Origin of the sequence: Mesorhizobium yinganensis (assembly GCF_040081985.1) — a bacterium.
Lineage (GTDB): Bacteria > Pseudomonadota > Alphaproteobacteria > Rhizobiales > Rhizobiaceae > Kumtagia > Kumtagia yinganensis.
The window spans coordinates 367,166-383,934 of sequence record NZ_JBEBMH010000001.1 but is presented as its reverse complement, the minus strand read 5'-3'; the positions used below and the strand labels follow the sequence as shown (position 1 = coordinate 383,934).

Here is a 16,769-nt window from a genome sequence, read left to right as displayed (position 1 = left end):
ATTCATAATCTGGGCGTGGGCCCGATCGCGCCGCGACCACAAACCACTTGCAGCGCGTTCAATTTTGGCCTTGCATCGTCCATTAACGAGGCACTATAGTCAATTTGCATGCGCATTCAATAACTATCAGCACCGAAAATCGCGTGCAACTCCAGATGAAGGAATGAGCGATGAGATTGGGAGTCGATGTGGGGGGTACTTTTACCGACCTGCTTCTTCACGACGAGCGCACGCAGCGCACCTACCAAGCGAAAACACCATCGACTCCGGAAGACCAGTCGATCGGCGTCGCGGCTGGTGTGAAGCTGATCTGCGAGAAGGCCGGCATCTTGCCCCAGGACATCTCGCTGGTGCTGCACGGTACCACCGTGGCGACCAATGCGGTGCTGGAAGGCAAAGGCGCGCGGGTTGGCCTGCTGGTCACCGAAGGTTTCGAATATACACTGCACCTGGCCAAGTCATGGACGCCGGGGCCGCTGTTCGGCTGGATCGTCATGGACAAGCCGGATCCGCTGGCGTCGCTCGGCGATACCCGCGGCATTCCTGAACGCATGAACGCGCGTGGCGAGGTCGTGCGCGATCTCGACATCGAAAAGGCCACCGCGCTGATCGACGACCTTTGCTCCTCGGGCATCGAGGCGCTGACCATTTCGCTCATGCATTCCTATGCAAACCCCAAGCACGAGCAGGCGCTGCGCGACATCATCAACAAGCGTTACCCGGACATCCCGGTCTCTCTGTCCTCGGACATCCTTCCGGAATTCCGTGAATATGACCGCACCATCACGACGGTGATGAACGATTACGTGCGTCCGATCATGAAGCGCTACCTCCTTCGCATCGAGGACCGCCTGAAGAAGGAAGGCGTGACCGCGCGTCTCCATATAGTGCGCTCGGACGGCGGCCTGATGAGCGCCGAGGCGGCATCCGACCGTCCCGTCCACACCGTCCTCTCCGGCCCGGCCGGCGGCGTCACCTCCACCGTGATGGTGGCGCGCCGCACCGGCCTCAGCAAACTGCTCGCCTTCGACATGGGCGGCACCTCGACCGACGTGTCGGTCATCATCGACGGCGAGCCGACCATCTCGCGCTCGACCGAGGTCGGCTACTTTCCGGCGAAGGTTCCCACCCTCGACGTCCGCTCGGTCGGCGCCGGCGGCGGCTCGATCGCCGAGGTTTCGGACCTGACCAAGTCGCTGCGCGTCGGTCCCCGCTCGGCCGGCGCCCGCCCGGGCCCGGTGTCCTACGGACGCGGTGGTACGGAGCCTGCGGTCAGCGACGCCAACGTCGTGCTAGGCTATCTGCCCGCCGTGCTGCTCGGCGGCGACATGTCGCTGGATGTCGAGGGCGCCCGCAAGGCGGTCGCCAAGATCGGCGATGCGCTGGGCCTGTCGGTCGAGGATGCCGCGAAGGGCATTCTGGACATCGCCAACGAGGTGATGCTGGGCGCGCTGCGCGTCATCACCGTCCAGCGCGGCCTCGACCCGCGCGAGTTCGGCATCGTCGCCTTCGGCGGCGCAGGCCCGCTTCACGCGAATGCCCTGGCCGAACTGCTCGGCTGCTATCCGGTGGTCGTGCCCGCAAATCCGGGCGTGCTCTCGGCGCTCGGCTTCCTCGAGGCAGAGTTCAAGAACGAGTTCGTGCAGACCTTCATCCGCACGACGCGCGACATGGACGCCAAGCAGGTCTGGACCCGTTTCGCGGGGCTGCGTGACAAGGCGATCGAATGGCTCGACGCCCAGGAAGTCGAGGAGGCGGACCGCGGCATCACCTATTCGCTCGATCTACGCTACGAGCAGCAGGGATTCGAGGTGACGGTGGACGTCTCGCCGGCGCTCATCGCCGAAGGCGGTAGCCTCGACAAGGTGCTGAACGACTTCCATGCGATCCACGAGCGCCTCTACGGCGTGCGCTTCCACGTTCCCGTCGAACTCGTCGCGCTTCGCGTGGTCGCCACCGGTGCGACACCGCCGGTCGACGAGGCGATCCCCGAGCGCGCCACGACCGACCCGGAGAAGGCCTTGATGGAAACCCAGAAGGCGTATTTCGACGGCGCCTGGGTCGACGCGCCGCATTACGACCGCAACAAGCTCGGGGTCGGAGCCAAGGTGAACGGTCCGGCGATCATCCGCCAGTACGATACCACGACGGTGCTGCTCCCGAATCACTTTGCCGTGGTGGACAGCCACGGCAACCTGCTCATCCGCCCGGTCGCAAAGGGGAACTGAGACCATGGCTGCAAAAGTCGATCCGATTACCCTCGATATCATCGAGAACGCGCTCAAGAACGCCCGCTTCGAGATGGACGGGGTCGTCGTCCGCATCTCGCTGTCGCCGGTCATCCGCGAGCAGCACGACGAATTCCCGATGATCTGCGACGCCAAGGGCCGCATGGTCGTCGGCCAGTTCGGTTCCTACATCCCGGCGATCGTCGAGAAGTTCGAAGGCGACATCAACGAAGGCGACATCTTCGTCTGGAACGACCCCTATGCCTGCAAGGGTTCGATCTCGCACAACAACGACTGGTGCGTGATGATGCCGATCTTCCACGAGAAGTTGCTGGTCGGCTTCTCCTCGATCTTCGGCCACATGGTCGACGTCGGCGGCAAGGTGCCGGGCTCGATGCCGTTCGACGCCCGCACGATCTGGGAAGAAGGCCTGCGCGTGCCTCCGGTGCGCATCTACGACAAGGGCGTGCTCAACCAGGGCGTGCTCGACATCATGCTGAACAACAGCCGCACGCCGGACATGAACCGCGCCGACCTGATGGCTCTCATCGCGGGCTGCCGCACGGCCTCGACGCGCGTCCGCGAGCTTTGCGACCGGTTCGGCCGCGAGACCTATATGTCGGCCTGCGACATGCTTCTCGACCGCACCCGCGAGGCCATGAAAGTCCTTATCGACAAGTACATCTCGGAGGAGCCTGTCAGCTTCACCGACTATGTCGACGACGACGGCCTCGGCAACGGCCCGTTCAAGATGACGCTGTCGATCTACCGCAAGGGCGACAAGGCGGTCTTCGACTGGACCGGCACGGACGACCAGGCGGAAGGCCCGATCAACTTCCACATCCATGAAGGGCTCTGCAAGCTCTTCTTCGGCGTGTACATGATCATGGCCTTCGACCCCTCCGTCCTGTTCAACGAAGGCTTTTACGACCTGTTCGAGATCGTGCTCCCCGAGGGCAGCCTGCTCAATCCGCGTTTCCCCGCGGCGCTGTCGAACCGGCTCAACACGCATACGCGCTTCTTCGACTGCCAGGCCGGCGCGCTGGGCCAGCGCGCTCCGCACCTGTCGATGGCGGCCGGCTACGGCACCAGCCCACACTTCATCTTCACGGGCCACGACAAGGACAACAAATACTTCCAGCTGATGGAGCTGCTGTTCGGCGGGGTACCGGGGCGTCCGCGCGGCGACGGTCTCGACGGCCATGCCTGGTGGCCGTTGTTCTCGGCGACGCCGATCGAGTACATCGAGAACTACTATCCCGTGCTCATCGAAGGCTACCGCCCGATCAAGGACTCCGGCGGCGCCGGCCTGCATCGCGGCGGAGCCGGCATCGAGAAGATCTATCGCGTGCTCGAGCCGGGCAAGGTGTCGATCCATGACGACCGCGAAGTGGTGCCGCCATGGGGCATCAATGGCGGCCTCTACGGCGGCACGTCGAGCAAATGGCTGCAGAAGAAGGACGCAAGCGAGGCCGAGCGCATTCCTTCTAAGATCGACAACCTCGCGGTGAATGCCGGCGATAAGGTGATCTTCCGCACGGCCGGGGCCGGCGGCTGGGGCGATCCGCTCGACCGGCCGGCAGAATTCGTGGCGCGCGACGTGCGCTATGACCTCGTGTCCGCCGAGCAGGCCGAGCGCGACTATGGTGTGATCCTGGATGGCAGCAACAATGCGGACATGCCCAGGACCGAGGCGTTGCGCGCCAACATGAAGAAGAAGCGCGGCGAGCCGGAGCCGTTCAGCTTCGGATACTTCCCGCCACTGGCGGAAGCAGCCGAATAGTAATTAGGGCTTTCGGAGCCCCTGTTCACTTCCCTGGACACCAAGAAACGGCGGGCTCAGCCCGCCGTTTGCGCATCGACGGATCGGACTGCACCTTCCGGCATGTCGCCGAGAATGGTATCGCGCCAGATGAACTCGCCGACGATCGGAGTGTCGCTCGCCATCTCTATCGGGCGCTTCGGATCGTCGAGATGCAGCAGGTCGATTGTCGCCGACACCATTCTGCGAATCGGCTGGCGAACGGTGGTCAGGCGGTAGGGAAGACGGGCGGCCTCGGGAATGTCGTCGAATCCGGCGACCATGACGTCGTCGGGAACCCGCAAATCATACTGGACTTTCAACGCATCCATGGCGCCCATCGCCATGATGTCGTTGATGCCGAAGATCGCGTCCGGCACCTTGCGGCCGTCGGCCATGAAGCGGTCGATGGCGCGCTTGGCGCCGTCATAGTTGGACTGGCCCTCGTATTCGAGTATCGCGTCACGCTTGACGCCAGACTCGAGCAGGCGCTCCTTGAACCCCCGCACGCGGTCCTGGCTCGTTGTGCCGTTGGGATCGCCGGTGATCATGAGGAAGGATTGCGCACCGGCCTTGAGGAAGGCATCGGCGATAAGGCTGCCGCCATAGACGTTGTCGCAGCGAACACCAAACGCGCCACTGTTCGGGATGTAGCGGTTGAAGAGAACAACAGGTATGCCCCGGTCGTGGCAAAGACTGATCGTGCGCGTCGACAGCTGGGCTGACGTGACGACGACGGCATCGACCTGATACTGCAGCACCTTCATTATGGCGCTGTCCGTCGACATCTCCTCGCCAAGCATAAACGTCAGTATGTGCCGATTCTGCTTCTGCAATTCCTGGCTGAATCGCTCCAGGACATGCACGTAGAACGGATTTCCTAAGTTGCCGAGAAGAACGGCAACGATGTTGGAACGATGCGTTGTGAGGCTGCTTGCAATCGAGTTCGGAACGTAGTTCAGCTTTTTCGCTGCCTCGAAAACTTTTACGCGCGTTTCTTCAGCGATGCTGGACCCGGGCGTGAACGCGCGTGACACGGCGGATTGCGACACGCCGGCCAAAGCGGCTACATCGAAGGAGGTCGTTCTGAATGAACCACGTCGCATGTTTCAACTCCCGAGTTTCGCAACCGTATGCAGCGAAGACAGAAGGATAGCAACAAGGTGTTCGGCAAGCAAACCACAATCCTTCCCCAAGTCCACAAGTTCCGCCAAAAATCGCCTTCTGAACGCCTTCGCTCCAGATACCAATTGGCGTTTGCATGCGCATGCATTCCGGGACTCTTGAGACCGTTTTGCGGCGCTCGCGTGCGTAGGAGCACTGGCAGACCCCTCAACCCGAGCGCGTGCCGATCCACGCAATACTACTGGTGGAAGCCGCGCGGCGGGTCCCTTCAAGCGGCGGTCCAGCCGCCATCCACCGCCAGGAGCTGGCCAGCCACGAAGGCTGCCTCGTCGCTGAGCAGGAACGCCGCGACGGCCGCCGTCTCCTCCGGCTTCCCGAATCTGCCCAGTGCATGACGTTCCCTCGCCTTCTCACGCGTTCCCGTTGGCGCCGCGGCGAAGGCCCGCTCCATCATCGGCGTTTCCGTGGCGCCGGGAGCGACCGCGTTGACACGCAGGTTACTGCGCGCATGGTCAACGGCGAGACTCCGGCAGAGCGCGTTGATCGCCCCCTTCGACGTTGCGTAGGCGACGCATTCGCGACCGCCGGACAGGGAAAGCTGCGAAGAGCAGAGGACGACGGACCCACGGCCACAGGCCTCCAGATCGAACAGAAACGCCTTTACGGAATACGCCTAACCGAGCACGTTGACATCAAGTACCTTGCGCCAGACGTCCTCGCCCACCTGATCGAGGCGACCAGGCGCCTCGACACCGGCGAAGGTGGCCAGGCCCTCGACGCGGCCGATCTCCGTGCTGACGCGCCGCGCTATGCCGGTGAGCTGATCGAGGCAGGTGACGTCCGCCTCGATGGCGTGCGGAGCGCCGACCGGCCGCGGGAAAGCGCGATCGATGCCGACGACAATCGCGCCCTCTGCGGCGAGGAGTTCAGCAGTCGCCCGCCCGAGCCCGCTGCCCGCCCCGGTCACGACGATGACGCGCTTGTCGAAACGTGTCGAATTCAAAGCCTATCCTTCCCCGAATGAACCTGCCGGTCCTCAGAAATCGGTCTCCTCGCGACCGCGCGCGAACTGCGAAACCGTCACCGCCAGGATCAGCGCGGCGCCATTGAAGGCACTTGTGACCCAGAGAGGAATGCCGAGCATCGTCAACCCGGTGATGCCGGTCGACAGAAAGTAGACGGCGACGACGGCGCCCCATGGATTGAACCGCCCGGGAATGATAGCCGTGGCCCCCAGGAACGCCGCCGCGAAGGCAGGCAGAAGCAAGTTGAAGCCCGAGAACGGATCCGCCGCGCCGATCAGTCCGGAATAGACGACACCCGCAAGCGATGCGAGGCAGCCAGAGGCGACGAGACAGCCGACGCGCACGCGCCCGACGTCGATTCCGGAGAGGCGCGCCACTTCGCGGCTGCGGCCTACGAACAGGATACGGCGGCCGAGCGGCGTGTACTCGAAGATCAGCCAGATGATCAGAGCGATCAGGAGCACGTAGTAGAAGGCGTAGGAGATGCCGAAAAGCCGGAAGCGGGAGACGACGTTCACCAGCGTCGGCGATATGCCGCCGATGGTCGATGAATTTGTTATCCACTGGACGATGCCGGTGATGACCGACGTCGTACCAAGCGTGACGACAAGGGATGGAATCCGGACGTAGACGATGAAGAACGCGTTCACGAGCCCGACAACGATGCCCACCAGCAGCGCTATCGGGACAACAATGCCGATCGGGATCTGGTAGATCACGTTGAGAACGCCGATCGTGACCGCCGACATGGTCAGGGTGGCCCCGACGGAGAGATCGTAGTCGCCCGCGGCCAGCGGGATGATCAGCGCGAGTGCCAGGATCGCCCCGGGCGATTGCGTGGCAAAGAGGATCGAGAAATTTGTCCATGACAGGAAAATGCCCGGCAAGGCGATGCTAAATGCAACGATGATCAACAGCCAGACGCCGATCAGGCCGAAGCGTTCCACGAAATTTCCGAGACTGAAGTTCTGCATGCCGACCGGTATGTTAAGCGGATTGGAGGCTTGTATGACCATAGCAGGCCTCGGCGATGGAATCCTTGTTTATATCGCCTCCCGTCAGTTCGGCGACCACCTTGCCGCGCGCGAAAACGAGGACACGCGTGGCAAGATCGGCGAGTTGCTCGAAGTCCGAACTCGCGCAGATGACGCCCGCGCCATCCGACGCCGCTTTCCGGATGACCTGAAACACCTGCTGGCGGGTGCCGACATCGACGCCCTGAGTGGGTTCGTCGAGCATCAGCAGGCCGGGATTGCGGATGAGCCACTTGGCGAGCAGTACCTTCTGCGCATTGCCGCCGCTGAGAGCACCGAGCCGCATGGCGGGATTGTTCGGCCGCACCTCGTAAGTGGTTGAAAGCTCGGCCGCCTTTCGTGCGATGGCGCGACGCTTCAGCCCGAGCGGCCCCATGAACCTCTCAAGATCGAGGATCAGCATGTTGTCGGCGATGCTCAAGCTGGAAACGCCGCTCGCCTTGGGCCTGTCGGCCGGCAGCAGCGCGAGCCCCCGCTTGACCGCGGTGCGCGGCGTCATTGCCGCAAGCTGCATCGTCTCGCCGTCGAACTCGAGCGTGCCGCCGCTGACCGGGGTAGCCCCGAAGACGAGGTAGGGCAATCGTTCGTAGCCCGAACCGATCAGGCCGGTCAGGCCGAGGATCTCACCGCGTCCGACGTTTATGGACGGAACGGTCAGGCCGGGTTCCGAGATATCTCTGATAACGGCCTTGGCGGCGCCGGACGTCGCCGGCGCGACCGTCACGCTGCGCGTTATGCGACGTCCGATGATGCCTTCGACGAAATCGTCATGCGACGCGTCCTTCGTCACCAATGCGCCGCTGACGACCCCGTCACGCAGGATGGTGGCGCGGTCGGTGATCTCGCGCACCTCATCGATGTCGTGCGAAATGAAAATGACGCTGTCGCCGTGCGACACCACCTGGCGCACGAGTTCGAACAGGCGTTCGACGCCTTCGCGCGGCAGAAACGGCGTCGGCTCGTCGAGAATGAGGATGCCATGCTCGTCCGGCGCGCTCGCAGCCGCCCGCAGATCGTCGGAAGCCCGTACGATGGCGAGAAGCGCACGATCGATCTGGGAGATCGCACCGACCCGCGCGTCCAGCCTCAGCTTAACGCCGAAGCGGTCAAGCGCCACCTGTGCGGCGCGGCGCTCGGCCTTCCAGTCAATGCGGGCCTTCATGGCGGTAATGGAAGCGACCCGCATGTTCTCGAGAACGGACAGCGACGGGACCAGGCCGAGGTGCTGGTGCACGAACGTCATGCGGTAGTCGCGGAATGCGCCGGGCCGCATCGGCAGCTCCATCTGCCTGCCGAACACGGCGATCGACCCGCCGGGGTCAGGCGCATGAAATCCGGACAGTACCTTTACCAGGGTCGACTTGCCCGAGCCGTTCTGTCCGAGCAGGCCGTGCACCTCTCCGGCCGTGACGATCACCTCGACGTTCTTCAGAGCGCGCGCGCCGCCGAATGTCTTAGATATGTTCGATACGTGCAGGGCGGCTTTGACGGGATCGACCATGACCGGATTATCCACGCAGCCGCCCTTGCCTGCAAATACCGGCTACTGGACTTTCCAGGTCTCGTTGTAGCCCTTGATATAGTCCTCGCCATAGCCCTTGCTCGGCTCGGCCGGGACGCCGGCACTTTCCACATTCGACTTTTCGAAGATGTAGAATGGGCTGCCGATCTCCTTCGGCATCGGAAGGCCGGCAAACTTGCGCATGTAGCCATCGATGGTGGAGCGGGCGATCCAGTCGAGGCTCTCGCCGATATTCATTTCGACCTTGCCCTCACGGACGAAGTCGAGGACGAATGGCGTGCCGTTGTACGTCGCGACCTTGACGCTGTCGGCTTTGCCGGTGAGTTCGATTGCCGGCACGACGAACTGGCTCATCGAGTCGTAGATCGGAATGACGTAGTTTACCGAAGGATTGGCGATCAGCGCCGCTTGAACCGACGGCTGGATCTTGGTACCCCATTCGGTGATGCCGGCGTTTATTTCCTGCACGATCGTGCATTTCGGACAGTTCTTCTCGAATGCATCGTGAATGCCCTTGACCAGTGGCCCGGTCGGCGGGACCTCCTCGGTCTTGACAATGACGGCGTTGGCCGCGCCTTCCGTTTGGACGATCATCCAGTTACCCAGGATGACGCCGGCATTGTAGAAGCTGACGGGCAGATCGCCCTCCAGTAGCGGGTTTGCCGGCTGCGACGGGTCATAGAAGTGCGAGGTGAAGACCTTGACGCCCGCCTCCTTGGCGGCCTGCAACTGCGGCTCGATGACGGCCGGGTTGACACCCGAAATCAGATCGACAACGTCGAACTTGTTGGCAATGGCATATTCGATGCCCTGAACCCATTGGCTCGGCTGGCCCTGATTCTCCCATTCGCGGACCTCGAGACCGATCTCCTTGCCGACCTCGATCTCGCGGGCGATGATGCCCTTGAGGAACTGGTTGGAGCTGGTGTTCGGGATTGAGAGCACCTTCTTGCCCTTCGCGACTTCGCGAATGTCGAAGGCCTCGCCGCCCGGCTTGTATTCGGGCGTCTTGCGGTAGGATTCAATGAGTTCCTTCGCGCGGGCCAGGCCGTCGCTGGCCTCGTCGGCAGCAGCCGGAACGATACCCGAAACGAGCCCCAGGGCGACTGAAAGAATGAGCGACCGTGCCGATAGCGTGGCCATGGAATTCCCCTTTATCCTTATGCCTCTATAGGTTTCGCATACGCATTCAATTTCTCACACCGGATTGTGAGGTTGTCAACACGCCGTCGAATGCGGTTCGATGATTTAATCGCAGCGCAAGAGCGACAATCACATCATACCAACGGACTGAACGCAGCTCTGCATGCGCATTCTTATTGCACCGTGCCTCGACATCGCCGCTGTCGAGGCCGCTGACCGAAGCCTTCGGTCTGCGACCGGCTCAACCTGCTTTGACAAGAGCGGCTGCGGCAGCCCCGGCGAGACGGCCAAGCGTTACGGCGGTGCAAAGCCCCGCGGCTGGAAGATAGCCGGACGGACCGGCGCCGGAGATGCCCTCCGCAGCGCCGCCGCCCGCAAACAGGTTTGGAAGCAGGCTTCCATCCGGACGCATCACCTGAGCGTTGGCGTTGACGCGCAGGCCGCCCTGCGTATGGAACAGCGCACCCGTCGTCTTGATGGCCTGGTACGGCCCCTTCATCGGCGGCCTGCCGGTGAAGTCGCGGCCGAACGGGTCCTTCGCCTCGCCCCTGGCGTAGCCCGCCACCTCGTTCAGGGTCTTCTCCAGCGCATCGACCGGCACTTTTATGGCCGCGGCGAGCTCGGCGGCGGTTGCGCCGGTGCGGATGGCGCCGAGCGCCTTCAGCTCGACATATTCCGGGTAGCTCTCGCAGGTCGCGCTGCGTATGTCGTCGAAGACGATCCAGCCGATGCCGTCGGGCTGCGGCAACACGTTGAGCGCCTGGCCCGAGATGTCAGCTACCTCGTTGGAGAAGCGCTCGCCGCGCGCATTGGCCTGGATGCCGCCGCTCAGCACGAGGTCGTAGTTAGCGATGATGCCGTACTGCTCGGCGAGTGCGCCATAGCCCTGGAACGCATCCATGCTGCCGACGGCAGCGCCGAGCTCCATACCCCACTTGATGCCCTCGCCCTCGTTTCCTTCGTGGCCGAAGTAACGGTAGTAGGGCGTGTTGCCGAAGGCCGGGATGAACTTCTTGACCATCTCGGCATTGGCGCCGAAACCGCAGGTCGTCAGCACCAGCGCCTGGCAGCCGACACGTTCCGCCGTGCCGTCGGGGCGCGTGAAGGCGACGCCGCGTACGCGGCCGTCTTCGTCGGCGTAGACGGTATCAACATGTGCGCCGGCGATGATGTCGACACCGATACCCTCGGCGGCCCGCGTCAGTGCGCCGTGAAGCTCTCCGCCGGTGCGGGTCGGCATGCCGTGTTGACGATCGGCCGAATGGCCGAAGGAGGCGCCCCATTTCGTATTTATTGTGAACGGGATTTCGAACTTCTCGATCAGCCAGTCGACCGTCGGGCCGGCGTTGTCGGCAACCGTGCGGGCGATTACCGGATCGGCGGTGTTGTGGGTCTGCGCCATGATATCGCGATAGAAGGAATCCGCATCGTCAACGATGCCCTTCGCCTTCTGCAGCTTGGTGCCCGCGGCGCAGACATTGCCCTGCGACATGCAGGTGCTGCCGCGCGGCACCAGATCGCGCTCGAGCAGGAAGACGTCGGCTCCGGCATCGCGCGCCGCGAGAGCCGCGGTCAGGCCGGACGCTCCCGCACCGACGACCACGACGGGCACCTCCATGTCGAATTCGACCGCGTCCCTTACAACTCCAGCCATCTCAGCCTTCCAGTCCGTCAAATGTTCATGCGGGCGGCGCACTGCCAGCCCTCGGAATGCGCTACCGCCGCGGCGCCCGGCCGCGGCGGTCACGTTTCTGCTGTCAGTGATATTCCTCGCCGCCCGACACATTCATCGCCTCGGCGGTGATGTAGGCGGCGCTGGGCGAGCACAGGAAAAGCGCCGCCTGTCCGATGTCCTGCGGGGTTCCGGTACGGCCCAGCGGAATGCGGCGGCGCATCTCGGCCAGATAGTCGTCGACCGTCTGTCCGCGCGACTTGGACACGAAATCGTTCTGCCATTGACCAAGTCCGGTGGTCACGTGATTGGGGCAAATGGCATTGACGGTGATGCCGTGCTCACCGAATTCCATCGCTGTCGAGCGCGTCAAGCCGATGATGCCGTGCTTGGAAGCCACATAGGAGGTGGCCAGCGCAAAGCCGGACTTGCCCGCCTGGGACGCGATGTTGATGATGCGCCCCCCATCGCCCTGTTTTATCATCTGCCGCGCGGCATGTTTTGTAGCAAGGATAGGAGCGCGAAGATTGACGCCGAGGACGGCGTCCAGATGCTCGGCCTTCAACTCCGTGGTCGGCCCGAAAAGGTAGCCGATGCCGGCATTGTTGACGAGAATGTCGAGCCGACCGAACCTCTTCACGGTGGCTGCCACGATCTTTTCGATGATCGCTTCGTCGAGAAGATCGCCCGTGACCGTGTCCGCCTCGGCGCCGCTGGCGCGGATCTCGTCGGCGACCTGCTCCAGATCCGACTTGGTGCCGACGCCATGCGATGGCGCCAGTTCACCCTCAACCGCACCACGATCGTGCAGCATCACGGCAGCGCCGGCGCCAGCCAGGGCGGTGGCTATGCCCTGCCCAAGGCCGGCCTGCCGGCCGGCTCCCGTTATGAGGGCGACCTTGCCCTCCAATACGCCGGAAGCCATGTCAGGCACCGATTTCGGTGGTGGTGACGAATGTCGGGTTGTCGGCCAGCGCCTGGAACTCGGCCGCGACCTTCTTCATCGTCGCGGTGGAGATGTCCTTGCCGAACTGATCGGTGTCGGCGACATCGACGACTTCGATGTACTGGTACGGCGGCTTCTGGTCGGACCCGAGAAGGCCGGTCGCCTTGTGCACGGTGAAGCTCTTGATGGAGCCGAGCCTGTTGACGATCGGAATATCCGTTTCCCTCGCCCATGCCTCGTATTTGGCAACATCCGTCTCTGGGCGCAGATTGAACAGAACGATTATACGCATGAAGTCCTCCTGTCTGGGCGGCCGAGGCCGCATGCGCCGCCCGGCTGAACCCGGACGACAAAGTCTGGTGGCTGGAACCTAGCTGTTGTAGCGGCGCTCCAGCGCGTCGCCGATGACGGCGAAAGCGAACACCGTCAGGGAGATCGCGATGCCCGGGAAGACCGACGTCCACCATTGGCCGAGCACGATGTCATTGGCGCCGGTGGAAATCATCAAGCCCCATTCCGGGCTGGGCGGCCGGACTCCGGCGCCGACGAATGAAAGGCCGGCTGTCAGCAGGATCGCGAAACCGATCGTCACCGAACTCTGCACCAGCGCCGGCCCCATGGAGTTGGGCAGGACATGTTTCAGCGCAATCATCATCTCGCTCTGGCCGATAGCGCGAGATGCCTCGACCATACCCCTGCTCTTCTGCGCGAGCACCTCGGTGCGCGTCAGCCGAACGTAGATCGGTGCGTACAAGAGCGACAGCGCGAGCACGACATTCAGGATCGACTGGCCACCCAGGGCGACGAGGATCATCGCTGAGATGAAGACCGGGAATGACTGCAGCACGTCCGACGCGCGCATCATGAATTCGGTGAAGGGGTTGCGGAAATAGCCCGCGACCAGACCGAACGGGATCCCAATGAGCATCGCCAGAGCGTTGGCTGCGAGCGCGATCGAGAGGTCGATGCGCGGCGCGCACAGTACGCGCGAGAAAACGTCGAAACCAGACGAGTCGGTGCCGAACCAGTTGATCGGCTCCGTCGCCGTTCGCGTCATCGTGGCCCAGAGCAAACCCGGGACGTCCGCGAGCGGCGGAGGCGGCATGCTCGGCATGAACGAGCTGTCGGTGGGGCTGTGCGGCACGACGTATTCGCCAAACGCGGCAAGGAACAGCGCTGCTCCAGCGAACACGACGGCGAACCAAAAGAGCCACGGCTTCGTCTGCTTGCGCCCGCGCCGTATCGGCATTGCCTCCGGAATCGGCGGGACCTGGGTCATGAGTACACCACCCTTGGGTCAATGACCGCGTAAAGAATATCGAGCACGAGATAAATCAGCAGCGAGATCGCCGTGATCACCAGAACGATCCCCTGGATGGAGGGATAGTCGAACGCTAGCACCGAGCGGACGGCATATTGGCCGATACCACCGAGCGCGAAGACGCTTTCGACAAGCACCGCGCCGCCGAGCATTACACCGTAGAGGATGCCGACCAGAGTGATGGTCGGTGCGATCGCAGCGCGCAGCGCATAGGCCGTAACGGTCGACCTATGCAGCCCAGCGGCATTGCCGTAGAGCACATAGTCGGAGGCTTGAGCGCGGATCATGCTCTGACGAACCATCTTGATGACCGGACCCGACAGCACGAACACCATCGTCAGGATTGGCAGCATAAGATGGTGGAATATGTCGATAAGCGCAGGGATGTCGCCGGCGAGAAGCGCGTCCAGCGTGTAGAAGCCGGTTAAGCGTGTCGGCGGCATCATGAGCGGATCAATCATGCCGAGCGGCGCCGGGGCGACGCCCAAGGTCGAGAAAAAGATGAGCACGAACAGCAGGCCCCACCAGAACTCCGGCTGCGAGCCGCCGAACAGACCATAGGAAAAGACTATCTTGTCGACGAGCTTACCCGGATTCGCCGCGCTCATGATACCCACCGGCACCGAGATCAGCAGGGTGACCAGGAAGCTGTAGGTCAGTAGTTCCAGCGTGATGGGGAGCGACATCCCTATCTCGTTAAGAACAGGCGCGCTGGTGACCCAGGAGACGCCCAGGTCACCCTGCAGCAGTCCCATCCTCGAACCAAGGCCGATATAGTCGAGCAACTGCTGAAACATCGGCTTATCGAGGCCGAGGCTGCGTTGAGCCTGCGCATAGGCCTCTGGAGAAGCGTTGAGGCCAACGAGCCGCGCCACCGGGTCGGCCGGGAGCAGACGGACCAAAAAAAACACCGCCAGCGTCAGCCCCAACATCTGGACGGCGCTCGTGATAAGTCGGCGGATCAGGAAGCGTCTCAGCATTGACCGCGATCCATCAAGGCTGGGAGCGCCACTATCTGAGGAGGCGCTCCCGTTTGCATTAGTAATGCAGCTCGTTGAGCAGCAGCGAGTTGCCGGGATTCCAAGTGATGCCCTTCAGCTTGTCCGTATGAGCCCACTGGGTCTTGAACTCGACGACGGGCAGCCAGGCTAGATCCCGCATGAGAATCTTCTGCATGTCGGCAAGCGTGGCGTCGCGTTTGGCCTTGTCGGGCTCGTTGCGGGCGCTGGCCCACATGGAGTCCAGCTCGGAATTGGCATAATTCATCATGTTGTTTAGACCGCCTGCCTCTTTAGAGACGAAGAACAGCTGCATGGCGTAGCCGGTGTCGACGCCGATCGGCTTTTCCTGATCGTTGACCGCGAATGCAAGGTCCTTCTTGACGATCTGGCGATCGCCATACTGAGCTTGCGGGATCGGATCGAGGGTAACCGGTATCCCGACGCCCGTAAGGGCCGAGCGGATCTGGTTGACGACCGGACCGAGCGTCGTCTCCTTCTCGCTGACGTAGGTCAGCTTGAACTGATCAGCATACTTCTCGAGACCTTTGCCGTCGGGATAGCCAGCTTCTGCTAGCAGCGCCTTGGCCTTCTCAGGATCGTAGGTGTAGGGCGGATCCTGCTTGATAAAGCTTGGATAAGTGGACGGAACCACGCTCTCCCACTGCTTCGCCTGCCCGCCGTAACCGACCTGGATGACGCGCTCATAGGGCATGGCGTAGGCGATCGCCTGCCGCAGCTTGATGTTGTCGAAGGGCGGGGTCTTGAAGTTCATCACAATGAACAGCCCCTCGTTGCCGAGCACGCCGCTCACCTTCAGGCCAGGCATTTTACGGATGTTATCGTACTGGTTCGGTGTCATGCCCTGAATGAGCTGGGCTTGGCCCGACTGAAGGATCGAGATGCGGTTGCCGCCCTGCGGCACTTTCTTGATAATCGCGACGTCGATAGGCGCCTTGCCGCGATAGTAGTTCGGATTGGCCTTGAAACGGATTTCCGAATTCTTCGTCCAGTTGTCGAGGCAGTAAGGCCCGAACGAAGGCAGGTTGACGTTGTTGGCGTAGTCGTAGCTCCACGGATCGGCGTCAGTGGCATGCGCCTTCATCTCCTTGGAGTCGAACACGCCCTGCGATATCGTCACCGCGATGTTGACGAGATAGAGGGGGTTTGGCTTCACCTGCTCGACCTCGACCGTGTAGTCGTCGATCTTGCGGATGCCATCGCCCAGCTGCTTGGCCTTGTCGGCAATTGCCTTGTCCGAGCTGAAGACGTCGGTGGTGAAGCCCTTCACTCCCGCCATGTTCAGAAGGAACCATGCATTCGGCACGGCACCGCCGACGTTTAGTGCGCGCGCATACGTGTACATGAGATCGTCGGCGGAAAATTCATTGCCGGCGCAGCTCTTCACGCCTTTGCGCAGCTTGAGCGTCCAGGTGAGCTTGTCCGCATCGTAAGCCCAGCTCTCCAGGAGCCTTCCGACCGGCTTGGTGAAGTCCGGGACGTTTACTCCGTCGTCGTTCGGCTGCGCGGCATTCTCGTATGCAATGAGTGGTTCGAGCAGTTGGACCATGCCCAGCTGGGTCGTGGGAATGGCGATCGAGGGACCGTCGGGATCGAGACCCGATGGCACGTCTTCAGCAAGGAAGAGCAAAGAATTCTCTTGGGCTTGCGCAGCTGGAAGGATCGCCGCGCAACAAAGAAGGGCGCCGGCGGCCACCGCCAACGCATTTTTTCGAAGCTTTCCGGCCCCATTCGGCGAGCCCGCATTTGTGGTCCAAACGTTCATTTTTGTTCCCCTGACAGACACGTTGCATGCGAATTCAATCATCAGCAGCGCTTCGCCCATGTCAAGCACTTTTCGCAACCTCCAACGGTGAAAGTTTTCCAGAAAGCTCGACCTTTTTTTGCTTTACTGGTGCAAATTTGGTTGACAAAGGATTACGCATACGGCGTG

12 protein-coding genes and 1 pseudogene are annotated in these 16,769 nt (G+C 62.4%); 2 read left to right on the top strand and 11 right to left on the bottom strand.

Going from position 1 to position 16,769, the window contains the following annotated elements:
- The first annotated feature begins 170 nt into the window (after window positions 1–170).
- Together ABMA59_RS01840 and ABMA59_RS01835 are read left to right on the top strand one after the other, a co-directional pair.
- A complete protein-coding gene (locus tag ABMA59_RS01840; RefSeq protein ID WP_349003584.1) occupies window positions 171–2,228 on the top strand; it encodes a hydantoinase/oxoprolinase family protein in 2,058 nt (685 codons plus the stop codon).
- Window positions 2,229–2,232: 4 nt separating this feature from the next.
- A complete protein-coding gene (locus ABMA59_RS01835) occupies window positions 2,233–4,011 on the top strand; it encodes a hydantoinase B/oxoprolinase family protein (RefSeq protein ID WP_349003583.1) in 1,779 nt (592 codons plus the stop codon).
- 56 nt (window positions 4,012–4,067) lie between these two features.
- Here the strand turns inward: ABMA59_RS01835 and ABMA59_RS01830 are convergent, their stop codons facing one another.
- The 11 genes and pseudogenes from ABMA59_RS01830 to ABMA59_RS01780 all read right to left on the bottom strand — a co-directional run bounded on the left by ABMA59_RS01830 (window position 4,068) and on the right by ABMA59_RS01780 (window position 16,661).
- A complete protein-coding gene (locus tag ABMA59_RS01830) occupies window positions 4,068–5,135 on the bottom strand; it encodes a LacI family DNA-binding transcriptional regulator (RefSeq protein ID WP_349003582.1) in 1,068 nt (355 codons plus the stop codon).
- A gap of 287 nt (window positions 5,136–5,422) precedes the next feature.
- Window positions 5,423–6,121 (bottom strand): annotated as a pseudogene (locus ABMA59_RS01825) (SDR family NAD(P)-dependent oxidoreductase).
- A 69-nt stretch (window positions 6,122–6,190) separates the two neighbouring features.
- Window positions 6,191–7,195: an ABC transporter permease gene (locus ABMA59_RS01820; protein WP_349003581.1), complete on the bottom strand. Its 1,005-nt coding sequence runs from the start codon at window positions 7,193–7,195 to the stop codon at window positions 6,191–6,193.
- Window positions 7,167–8,714 carry a sugar ABC transporter ATP-binding protein gene (locus ABMA59_RS01815; RefSeq protein WP_349003580.1) on the bottom strand — a complete coding sequence of 516 codons (1,548 nt, stop codon included), beginning with the start codon at window positions 8,712–8,714 and terminating at the stop codon, window positions 7,167–7,169. The genes ABMA59_RS01820 and ABMA59_RS01815 overlap by 29 nt, the downstream gene beginning before the upstream one ends.
- Window positions 8,715–8,756: 42 nt before the next feature.
- Window positions 8,757–9,878 carry a sugar ABC transporter substrate-binding protein gene (locus ABMA59_RS01810; protein WP_349003579.1) on the bottom strand — a complete coding sequence of 374 codons (1,122 nt, stop codon included), beginning with the start codon at window positions 9,876–9,878 and terminating at the stop codon, window positions 8,757–8,759.
- Between the two features lie 241 nt (window positions 9,879–10,119).
- Window positions 10,120–11,532, bottom strand: a complete 1,413-nt coding sequence (locus tag ABMA59_RS01805; RefSeq protein WP_349003578.1) for an FAD-dependent oxidoreductase — start codon at window positions 11,530–11,532, stop codon at window positions 10,120–10,122.
- Window positions 11,533–11,635: 103 nt separating this feature from the next.
- A complete protein-coding gene (locus ABMA59_RS01800) occupies window positions 11,636–12,475 on the bottom strand; it encodes an SDR family NAD(P)-dependent oxidoreductase (protein WP_349003577.1) in 840 nt (279 codons plus the stop codon).
- Window position 12,476: 1 nt separating this feature from the next.
- A complete protein-coding gene (locus ABMA59_RS01795; protein ID WP_349003576.1) occupies window positions 12,477–12,788 on the bottom strand; it encodes a hypothetical protein in 312 nt (103 codons plus the stop codon).
- A gap of 78 nt (window positions 12,789–12,866) precedes the next feature.
- A complete protein-coding gene (locus tag ABMA59_RS01790; protein WP_349003575.1) occupies window positions 12,867–13,775 on the bottom strand; it encodes an ABC transporter permease in 909 nt (302 codons plus the stop codon).
- Window positions 13,772–14,797 (bottom strand): ABC transporter permease, encoded by a 1,026-nt coding sequence (locus ABMA59_RS01785; RefSeq protein ID WP_349003574.1) that lies wholly within the window; start codon window positions 14,795–14,797, stop codon window positions 13,772–13,774. Before ABMA59_RS01785 ends, ABMA59_RS01790 begins: the two co-directional genes overlap by 4 nt.
- A 58-nt stretch (window positions 14,798–14,855) precedes the next feature.
- Window positions 14,856–16,661: an ABC transporter substrate-binding protein gene (locus ABMA59_RS01780; RefSeq protein ID WP_349003573.1), complete on the bottom strand. Its 1,806-nt coding sequence runs from the start codon at window positions 16,659–16,661 to the stop codon at window positions 14,856–14,858.
- Between the last annotated feature and the right edge of the window lie 108 nt (window positions 16,662–16,769).

Coding starts and splice junctions, on each gene's coding strand:
- ABMA59_RS01790 (WP_349003575.1), bottom strand. CDS start 13,775: ATGACCCAGGTCCCGCCGATTCCGGAGGCAATGCCGATACGGCGCGGG.
- ABMA59_RS01810 (WP_349003579.1), bottom strand. CDS start 9,878: ATGGCCACGCTATCGGCACGGTCGCTCATTCTTTCAGTCGCCCTGGGG.
- ABMA59_RS01795 (WP_349003576.1), bottom strand. CDS start 12,788: ATGCGTATAATCGTTCTGTTCAATCTGCGCCCAGAGACGGATGTTGCC.
- ABMA59_RS01805 (WP_349003578.1), bottom strand. CDS start 11,532: ATGGCTGGAGTTGTAAGGGACGCGGTCGAATTCGACATGGAGGTGCCC.
- ABMA59_RS01840 (WP_349003584.1), top strand. CDS start 171: ATGAGATTGGGAGTCGATGTGGGGGGTACTTTTACCGACCTGCTTCTT.
- ABMA59_RS01815 (WP_349003580.1), bottom strand. CDS start 8,714: ATGGTCGATCCCGTCAAAGCCGCCCTGCACGTATCGAACATATCTAAG.
- ABMA59_RS01835 (WP_349003583.1), top strand. CDS start 2,233: ATGGCTGCAAAAGTCGATCCGATTACCCTCGATATCATCGAGAACGCG.
- ABMA59_RS01820 (WP_349003581.1), bottom strand. CDS start 7,195: ATGGTCATACAAGCCTCCAATCCGCTTAACATACCGGTCGGCATGCAG.
- ABMA59_RS01780 (WP_349003573.1), bottom strand. CDS start 16,661: ATGGGCGAAGCGCTGCTGATGATTGAATTCGCATGCAACGTGTCTGTC.
- ABMA59_RS01830 (WP_349003582.1), bottom strand. CDS start 5,135: ATGCGACGTGGTTCATTCAGAACGACCTCCTTCGATGTAGCCGCTTTG.
- ABMA59_RS01785 (WP_349003574.1), bottom strand. CDS start 14,797: ATGCTGAGACGCTTCCTGATCCGCCGACTTATCACGAGCGCCGTCCAG.
- ABMA59_RS01800 (WP_349003577.1), bottom strand. CDS start 12,475: ATGGCTTCCGGCGTATTGGAGGGCAAGGTCGCCCTCATAACGGGAGCC.